This is a genomic window from Paraglaciecola sp. (assembly GCF_039943935.1).
In the GTDB taxonomy this organism is placed as follows: domain Bacteria; phylum Pseudomonadota; class Gammaproteobacteria; order Enterobacterales; family Alteromonadaceae; genus Paraglaciecola.
Genome location: NZ_JBDUZQ010000018.1, coordinates 1 through 9,003 on the forward strand (window position 1 = coordinate 1; position 9,003 = coordinate 9,003).

General features: G+C 39.2%; 7 protein-coding genes, 4 tRNA genes and 1 rRNA gene. 3 read left to right on the top strand and 9 right to left on the bottom strand.

The features are described from left to right. From ABJD71_RS09930 to murB, 8 genes are all read right to left on the bottom strand, one after another. Nucleotides 1-140: GTP-binding protein (locus ABJD71_RS09930; RefSeq protein ID WP_348112728.1), on the bottom strand; the 140-nt coding region annotated here is incomplete at its 3' end. Nucleotides 141-201: 61 nt separating this feature from the next. After that, nucleotides 202-277: transfer RNA gene (locus ABJD71_RS09935), tRNA-Thr, on the bottom strand. Nucleotides 278-289: 12 nt separating this feature from the next. Beyond that, nucleotides 290-363: transfer RNA gene (locus ABJD71_RS09940), tRNA-Gly, on the bottom strand. A gap of 33 nt (nt 364-396) precedes the next feature. Continuing rightward, nucleotides 397-481 (bottom strand) — tRNA-Tyr (locus tag ABJD71_RS09945). A 7-nt stretch (nt 482-488) separates the two neighbouring features. After that, nucleotides 489-564: transfer RNA gene (locus tag ABJD71_RS09950), tRNA-Thr, on the bottom strand. A gap of 142 nt (nt 565-706) precedes the next feature. After that, nucleotides 707-1,432, bottom strand: coding sequence for a type III pantothenate kinase (locus ABJD71_RS09955; RefSeq protein WP_348168245.1), 726 nt, complete (start codon nt 1,430-1,432; stop codon nt 707-709). Next, complete coding sequence (gene birA / locus ABJD71_RS09960) at nt 1,416-2,390, bottom strand: bifunctional biotin--[acetyl-CoA-carboxylase] ligase/biotin operon repressor BirA (protein ID WP_348168248.1); 975 nt, start codon at nt 2,388-2,390, stop codon at nt 1,416-1,418. Before birA ends, ABJD71_RS09955 begins: the two co-directional genes overlap by 17 nt. Continuing rightward, on the bottom strand, nt 2,387-3,385 hold the full coding sequence (gene murB, locus ABJD71_RS09965) for a UDP-N-acetylmuramate dehydrogenase (protein WP_348168251.1): 999 nt from the start codon (nt 3,383-3,385) through the stop codon (nt 2,387-2,389). Before murB ends, birA begins: the two co-directional genes overlap by 4 nt. A gap of 210 nt (nt 3,386-3,595) precedes the next feature. Between murB and imuA the strand changes: the two genes are divergently transcribed. From imuA to ABJD71_RS09980, 3 genes are read left to right on the top strand one after another with little or no spacing between them, the layout of a single operon-like run. Continuing rightward, nucleotides 3,596-4,288, top strand: a complete 693-nt coding sequence (imuA, locus tag ABJD71_RS09970; protein ID WP_348168254.1) for a translesion DNA synthesis-associated protein ImuA — start codon at nt 3,596-3,598, stop codon at nt 4,286-4,288. 2 nt (nt 4,289-4,290) lie between these two features. Next, nucleotides 4,291-5,730 (top strand): DNA polymerase Y family protein, encoded by a 1,440-nt coding sequence (locus ABJD71_RS09975; protein WP_348168257.1) that lies wholly within the window; start codon nt 4,291-4,293, stop codon nt 5,728-5,730. Then, nucleotides 5,730-8,825, top strand: coding sequence for an error-prone DNA polymerase (locus tag ABJD71_RS09980; RefSeq protein ID WP_348168260.1), 3,096 nt, complete (start codon nt 5,730-5,732; stop codon nt 8,823-8,825). The genes ABJD71_RS09975 and ABJD71_RS09980 overlap by 1 nt, the downstream gene beginning before the upstream one ends. Nucleotides 8,826-8,904: 79 nt before the next feature. Here ABJD71_RS09980 and rrf read toward each other — a convergent pair. Then, nucleotides 8,905-9,003, bottom strand: a 5S ribosomal RNA gene (gene rrf / locus ABJD71_RS09985); the annotation flags it as partial.

Here is a 9,003-nt window from a genome sequence, read left to right on the forward strand (position 1 = left end):
AATGCAGATGCATCGCCACCGTAAGTTTTTGCTAATACAGTTGTGATTGCAGCTGTTAATGTGGTTTTACCGTGGTCAACGTGGCCGATAGTACCTACGTTTACATGCGGTTTAGTACGTTCAAACTTTTCTTTTGCCATTGTCTATTCCCCAGCAAAGTACATTAAAATTGATTTTTTATTGAGATGGGGGAGAGACATGTGGTGCTGATAGGCAGATTCGAACTGCCGACCTCACCCTTACCAAGGGTGCGCTCTACCAACTGAGCCATATCAGCATTTCACAAAAATGGAGCGGACGGCGAGAATCGAACTCGCAGCTTTAGCTTGGAAGGCTAAGGTATTACCACTATACGACGTCCGCACAACTTGCTCTCATACCATATCAAGCAAAAAGTGGTGGAGGGGGCAGGATTTGAACCTGCGAAGGCTGAGCCGTCAGATTTACAGTCTGATCCCTTTGACCACTCGGGAACCCCTCCAGATTGATGGTGCCGACTACCGGAGTCGAACTGGTGACCTACTGATTACAAGTCAGTTGCTCTACCAACTGAGCTAAGTCGGCACTGCATCAAGTGGGTGCGGATTCTAGAGTAAGATTTCAGGGTGTGCAATAGGCAATTTACAAAAAAATGTATTTTTTATGTTGTTTGCTTGATTTTAGGGCTAACTGCTCAATTTACCGTCATTAAATTGTGAATAAATGATTACTTTTCTATATTTTCACTGAGAACATTTAATCCTAGCAAAACCAAATTTTCAAAAAAAGTGACTTTAGGTAGGCTTAACTGTTCAACTAATGAACTAGCACCGCCCGTTATAAATATCTCATAGTCACTAAATTGTGAAATAAGATAATTGTTTGCCACCAAAACAAATCCTTGTTGCTGTGCTAAACACCCTAAGTTTACACAATTTTGAGTTTTATCACCCAAAGTTAGCTCTGTGGGTATTTGGTTATCAGCAAACACTTGAGCGGTACGAATCTGTAGGCTGTCTTTCATTAGTGAAAAACCCGGTGCAATCCAGCCCCCTAAATGTTTCCCTTCATATAAAATATCACAGGTATTTGCGGTCCCTAAACTTAAAACAGCTACTGGCTTACTTGTTTCTTGCGTAGCAGCAATCATGGCCAACCAACGGTCCACTCCCATAGTGGTCATATCTTGATAGACAAACTTTAAACCGTAGGCCTGCTTTTGAGTGACTACTATGTGTAAATCAATACCTAACGGTAAGACTAACCTTTGTAATTGTTTTACTTGGGAGGCCTTACCAACACTAGATAACCATATATTTGATACATGGTGTAAATAAGGGATTAACTCTGTAATTGAGTTACAAACGTTAATTTTGGTTAAGTCGCTGCCAAAAGCAAACTTGATCCTGCTGTTGCCGATATCTATTAGCAAGCTATTAAGCTGGTCTGACACTGACTTCTCCTCCGTGAAATGCTTTAACACCTTGTTCTGTTTCTAATAAAATAGCACCACTCTCATTCACTCCCCGGCTAATACCAGAAATAGTTTGTTTACCCACTATGAGTTTAATGGCTTGATTGGCGTAAACATCTCTACTACGCCAAGCCTCAATAAATGGGGCTAATCCGTCACGCTCGAAAACGTATAATGTTTCGGAGAGGGTAGCCAATAAATTTGCAGCTAATCGATTACGCTCTAGTGAATTATCTGTAAGTTGCGCCAAATCTATCCATGGCTGACCTATTTCTTCAACATTTTTGGGTAATGATATATTCAAACCAATGCCTATGACGGTTTGACAGCCCAGTCCCATTTGACCTTCTACCTCTATTAGCACACCAGCAAGTTTTTTACCTAAGCCATAAATGTCATTTGGCCACTTCAGTTTAATGCCTTCGATACCACTTAAACTTAATGCTTTAGCCACAGCAACTCCGACAGCTAAACTCAATCCACCTAGTGCGGGATACCCTCCAGAAAAATACCAATACATGGATAAATACAAACTACTACCATAGGGAGATACCCATTTACGTCCATGTCGGCCTCTGCCAGCGGTTTGAGCTTCAGCTAAACAGGCATAACCGTTTTCTAAGTTATCAAACCTTTCTTTGATATATTGATTGGTGGAACCAATAACATTTAGCACCTCAATAGGTAATGAGTAATCAGCAGGCAAATGAGTTGATATTTCTTTGAGGGCTAGAAAATCTAAAGGGTTAGCTAAACAGTATCCTTTCCCTGTTACACTATAGATATCTAGACCAAGATTTGTTAAGGCTTTTATATGATTAGATATTGAGGCTCGACTAAGGTTTAAAGTTTGACCTAACGCTTCACCAGAATGAAACTCGCCATTTGCTAAAACAGATAGCAAGGTACTGCGTACTTCATCAACTGATTTGCTCATAATGTCACTAGCCCTTGGCTATCCATCAGCCTTACTTCATTTTCTAAGTTGATTGAAAAGGTATGACTCACGGCTGATTTGATGCTTCTGGCGAACTGTAATAGCTGCTCTCCTGTTCCTGTCCCATCATTAAATAACACCAAAGCTTGATTAGGGTGACATCCTATACCGCCGTTTTTTTTGCCTTTAAAACCCAACCTGTCAATTAACCATGCAGCAGGGACTTTCACGTTACTAGCATCAATAGGATAGCTAGGGATTTCAGGCCACTCTTGTAATAATTCAGTAAATAGTTTTTTATCAATAATAGGGTTTTTAAAAAAACTTCCTGCATTACCTATTTTGATAGGATCGGGTAATTTACTCTTACGCAATGCCACTACCTTATTAAAAATATCCATAGGAGTAGGTGCAGTTAAGTTTTGTAGTTCGCCATATTGGGTAACCGCTATCCAACTTTTAGGTAATGCTAAAATAACTTGTGTGATAATAAACTGACCTGCGAATTGTGATTTAAAAATACTGTCGCGATAATCAAACTGGCAATGCTCACGGTCTAGGCTTTTTACACTATGAGCATGTAAATCAAAATAATCTACTCTACGAATAAACCTTTCAATCTCTACGCCATACGCTCCAATATTTTGAATGGGCGCTGCGCCTACTGTCCCGGGAATTAACGCAAGATTTTCCAAGCCATTTATTCCTTGCTGCATACAATATGCAACAAGTTGATGCCAATTTTCACCTGCAGCCGCCGTCACTAAGTATTCAGAGTCAGACTCTTCTATTTGTATGCCTTTCAGTGCCATTTTAAAAATAGTGCCTTGGTAGTCATCTAGAAAAACAGTATTACTTCCTCCCCCCAAAATACAAAAGGGTTCAGTTGTGACATTCATAAATTGTTTTTGCAGCATATCGAATGAATCTATCGAGATAACATGATTACCAGAACTTGATAATCCAAATGTGTGAAGAGAAGTTAAAGAGTCCACTTATATCTAGGAGCTGAGGAGTTTGAGACTATTTTAATCGAGCAGCGACTAATTACTAGTAAAAGAAGCCTAATCACGGCTAGCAGTTAATTTTAATCACTCAGCTTTTAACACGACTCGAATTACTTCTCTTTTTGATAGCTAAAACTTGCATATATATTTTCGACCAATATACTGTTTATTTATACAGTATTAATTCGTACATAATAAATGCATCCAACTATTAATTACCTCAAAAATAAGAACTTGCTATGGCAAGCTAACCACACTGACCATAACAAAAAAAACGAGCTGCATACTGGTTATCAGGAGCTAGACAATGCTTTGCAGGGCGGTTTTCCTGAGCATGGCGTAATTGATGTTCGCAGTCCTCTTGGCATAGGAGAGTTACGTTTATTGTTGCCTAGCATTCTACTTAGGCAGCGACAGGATATTGCTGAATTAACAACACTTATCGCTCCCCCTATGGATGTAAATGCTGAAATGTTGGCAGAGTTTGGGTTATCTCTTGAACGAGTAATACTCATTAAACCTAGCTCAGCACAAGATACTCTGTGGAGCACAGAACAAAGTCTAAAAAGTGGCTGTTGCCATAGTGTAGTTATATGGCATAGCTGCTTATCAGTGGCACAAACTAGACGTTTACAACTGGCTGCAGAAAAAGGCAACTGCCTTTTGTTTATTATTCGCCAACCAAATCAAGAACATATTTCTTTACCGGTAAGTTTGGGATTGCACTTAAGTCCAGATAAGGCCGGTATTAACGCTCAAATCACTAAACGCAAGGGCGCATTTTCCAAAAAATCGTTCACCATTAATATGCATCACTACTGGCCTGAGATCTGTCAACTACAACACAGTAATGTGATCACCTTTCCACTTCGGGCATCGCAGACAGGCTGATCATGACAAATCCTCCTTATGTAATGCAAAAACTTTGGCTGTATTTGTACTTTCCTAGCTTACAGCTGGACACGCTATTACAACAAAGCTCTGACAAAAACATTCATAAACAAGCTTATATCATCTTTGATGAAGCAAAGAATCAAGCATGTCAACTTAACAAGGCTGCATACCAGGCAGGTATACGTTTGGGGATGGGTTTAGGAACCGCCTCTATGCTAAAGGCTGATTTACAGGTTATTCCTTATCAAGAAAAAATCACAACAAATAAGCTTAATAATATTGCTCAAGACTTATATTTAGCTACCAGTGATATTTGCTTTTTTAGTGACAACGGGCTCTTGTTACGGGTACATAATATGTTGAATCTATATGGTAATTTAGCAACTTACTGGCAACATATTAAACATATATTAGAGACTCAAAATGTTCATTTTCATTATGCGACTGGGCACTCGCCTTTGGCGGCTAAGTTATTGGCAATTAAAGCATGGGATCACATAACAGATAATCAAAAATATATAAAAAAGGCTGTCAGTCAATGCAAATTACAACATACCGAGTTGCCCCTTAAAGCCATACAAAAGCTAAACCGCGTTGGCATACATAATATAAAAGATTTACTTAATCTTTCTCTTGCCGATATTGCCAAACGATTTGAAATTGACATAGTCACTTATATTGGCCGGTTAACAGCAGAGCTATCTCACCCTGTTAACTTTTTTCATCCAAAACCGTACTTTGACCAAATTATCGAATTGTTATTTGATGTAGAAAACATACAAATATTACAAAAGCCCTTAATTCAATTACTTTCTAGGCTAGAGCAATTCTTAAAAGAACGCGATCTCTTAACCCAAACCTTAAATATTTACTTAAGTCAAAGAGAACATAAGCCTATTGAATTAGAAATTCACTCTCAGCAAGGGGAGCACTTGGCTAAGCGCTGGGAAACATTAGTATGTCTAAAACTTGAAAATATAACCTTAAACAGTCCTATTTTTGGGATTCAATTAGTCGCCTCAAAGACCTTTATCCGGTGCCCTGATGAACAAGATTTATTTACAAGTAAACAAGGCACACTATCTTCTTTGCAGTTAACATCTATGCTGCAAGCTAAATTAGGGAAAGATGCCGTTTTAAGCCCTATATTGAATGATGATTACCGCCCAGAGCAAACAACATTATTAAATCAAACCAGCCCAAAGACCGCGATTAATGTCTCACTTTTTGCGCTTCGTCCTAGCTTTTTATTAACACCACCACAACGCTTGCAAGAAAAGGTTTATTTAACATCTGGACCAGAGCGCATTGAAACCGGTTGGTGGGATTCTGAATTTATTATTCGAGACTATTTCGTTGCATATAATACTGTTGGTCAGTGGTATTGGGTGTTTAAAACCCCCCATAACAAATGGTATTTACATGGTGTATTTAGCTAGTGCCAAATCCATATCAATACGCCGAGTTATTTTGTCAAAGTAACTTTAGTTTTCTATATGGCGCCTCTCACCCACAAGAACTAGTAACACAGGCAGACTTTTTAAAATATCGAGCTATTGCTATCACAGATGAATGCTCTGTAGCAGGTTTAGTTAGGGCGCATACAGCAGTAAAAGAACAAAATCTCAAAATCAAACTTATCGTAGGAAGCTTTTTTCGATTTGAATCTGACTTTACATTTATATTATTGTGCCCAAACCGACAGGCTTATGCTGAATTATGTAGAACAATCACCAATGCACGTAAGCGGACACCCAAAGGAGAATATCAATTAACTGAATGGGATTTACGGGGAATAAAGCATTGCTTAACTATATGGTTGCCCAGCGGTGAATCAGAAGCGAATAACAAATGGGCCCTATGGCTAAAAAAACACTACAACAGCAAGGTTTGGCTAGGATATCAAAGGCATTTAACCGCAAACGAAAACCGCCATTTACATCATATCAAGCAACTTAGCGATCTTTATAAGTTAAACATCTGTGCTTGTGGGGGCGTGCTTATGCACAATACGCAAAGACTCCCCTTGCAGCATACCCTAACTGCCATTAGAAAAGGCACCGCTATTAGTCAACTTGGACGTCAGCTCCTTCCTAATAGCGAACGTTATCTGCGGCCTTTGGAAAAACTTAAACATCTATATCACTCAGAATGGCTTGCAGAAAGCGTACGTATAGCCAACTTTTGCGACTTTAATTTAGATGACTTGAAATATGAATACCCCAGTGAATTAGTTCCTAAAGGGAAAACAGCGACTGAGTATTTAAGGCAGTTAGTTATTCAAGGGATGGCCATTCGCTTCTCTAGTGGTAAACGGCTTACCTATTCTATTAAAAAAATAATAGCGAAAGAATTAAAGCTCATTAAAGAATTACAGTATGAATACTTCTTTTTAACTATTTATGATGTTGTACAGTTTGCTCAACAGCAAGAAATTTTATACCAAGGTAGAGGGTCTGCCGCTAACTCAGTGGTCTGTTATTGTTTACAAATCACCGCTGTCGACCCACGACAAATATCCGTATTATTTGAACGCTTTATCTCGAGAGAGCGCAAAGAGCAACCAGATATAGATGTCGACTTTGAACATGAAAGACGTGAAGAAGTCATTCAATATATTTATAAAAAATATGGTCGTGAACGAACAGCCATTGCAGCTACTGTTATCACTTATCGCCACAAGAGCGCGATTAGAGATGTAGGGAAAGCATTGGGAGTCAGTGAGCACCAGTTAGATTTTTTCATAAAAAACATCAATCACAGAGATAATGAACTAGGCTGGCGTGGCCAGATCAACGAGTTAGGTTTTGACCATCAATCAAACCAAGGACAACTATTTACTAGCCTAGTGGATGAAATAAAAGGGTTTCCCCGCCACCTATCTCAACATGTTGGTGGCTTTGTTATATCGCAAGGGCCACTTTATCATCTAGTTCCCATAGAAAATGCAACCATGGCAGAACGCAGTGTCATTCAATGGGATAAGGATGACCTTGAAAGTTTAGGTTTACTCAAGGTAGATGTATTAGCCCTTGGTATGCTCACTGCTATTCGTAAATCGTTTTCGCTCATTCAAAAGTACTACCAACACGAATACAGCGTAGCTGCAATAACAGCGTTAGGCGATGATAGGCAAGTCTATAAAATGATCCAAGCAGCCGACACAGTTGGCGTTTTTCAAATAGAATCCCGAGCTCAGATGAGCATGTTACCAAGACTGAAACCCCGCAAATTTTATGATTTGGTCATTCAGATCGCGATAGTCAGACCAGGTCCAATTCAAGGAGGAATGGTGCACCCTTTTTTGAAACACCGAGCCAATCCAAAGTTAATAGAATACCCCTCATTAGATTTAAAAAAAATTCTATCAAGAACCTCAGGGGTCCCCATTTTTCAAGAACAAGTTATTAAGATAGCGATGGTAGCTGCTGGTTTTACAGGTGGTGAAGCAGATCAATTACGTAGAGCAATGGGCAGTTGGAAACGTAACGGAGAATTAAGCCACTTTCGAGAAAAGTTAATGACAGGAATGTTGAAAAGGGGATACAAAGCAGATTACTCAGAGCGGATATACAAACAAATCTGTGGTTTTGGTGAATATGGCTTTCCTGAGTCTCACTCAGCTTCTTTTGCAGTCTTAGCCTATGTCTCTAGTTGGTTAAAGTATTATTATCCAGCTGTTTTTTATACGGGTTTATTAAATAGTTTACCTATGGGCTTCTACTCTGCTGCGCAATTGATAGAAGATGCTAAACGCCATAATTTAAGCGTGCTCCCTTTGTGCGTAAATGCTTCTAGCCATGATCACACCATAGAATACAAAAATAAAAACTGGGCGATACGCTTGGGTTTTAGAATAATTAAAAATATAAACTCAAGTGACTCACCAACCTTAATAAAAGCTAGGCCTGTAAAAGGCTATAATGACATTAACCAAATCAAAGCCTTAAACTTATCACGTAAATACTTGGAAGCACTCGCCAGTGCCAATGCTTATCAGACTATATGTGATAGCAGGTATGCAGCGCGCTGGTTATTAATGGATTCAGAAGCTGACTTACCACTATTAAATAGTCAAAAAAACTTAGATACAAACACTATTCCCACTCCAAGCCCCAGCGATAACTTGTTAGAAGACTATGCAGCTACAAGCTTAAGTCTAACAATTCATCCAATTTCATTATTACGAGAAGCGAATCTACTCCCCAGTCATGTACAAGCAGATCAGTTGATACAAAAAAATCATCATGCCCATGTTAGTGTTATTGGTTTAGTGGTTGGAAGACAAAGGCCAGGAACCTCTAGGGGGGTTACATTTATTACTCTTGAAGATGACACTGGTATTATCAATGTAGTCGTGTGGTTAAATACCGCACGAGCTCAAAAACAAGCTTTTTTAAAATCGAAGATATTGCAAGTAAAGGGAATTTTAGAGCGCGGTGATGGTGGAGTCACCCATGTAATAGCCGGAAAGTTAATTGATTTAAGCTCGGCCTTAGCAGACCTTAATAGTAAATCACGAAACTTCCACTGAATTCTGAATGGTATTTGATTATTAAATCTCAGAATGCAAAAAGGGCTACCCTTTCGGATAGCCCTTCTTCTAAATAGGAGTCTGGCAGTGTGCTACTCTCGCATGGGGAAACCCCAAACTACCATCGCCGCTAATGCGTTTCACTTCTGAGTTCGGAATGGGATCAGGTGGGACCGCA

What these genes read in the sequence shown, in the direction of transcription:
- imuA (WP_348168254.1), top strand. Translation starts at nt 3,596, where the DNA reads ATGCATCCAACTATTAATTACCTCAAAAATAAGAACTTGCTATGGCAA.
- ABJD71_RS09975 (WP_348168257.1), top strand. Translation starts at nt 4,291, where the DNA reads ATGACAAATCCTCCTTATGTAATGCAAAAACTTTGGCTGTATTTGTAC.
- birA (WP_348168248.1), bottom strand. Translation starts at nt 2,390, where the DNA reads ATGAGCAAATCAGTTGATGAAGTACGCAGTACCTTGCTATCTGTTTTA.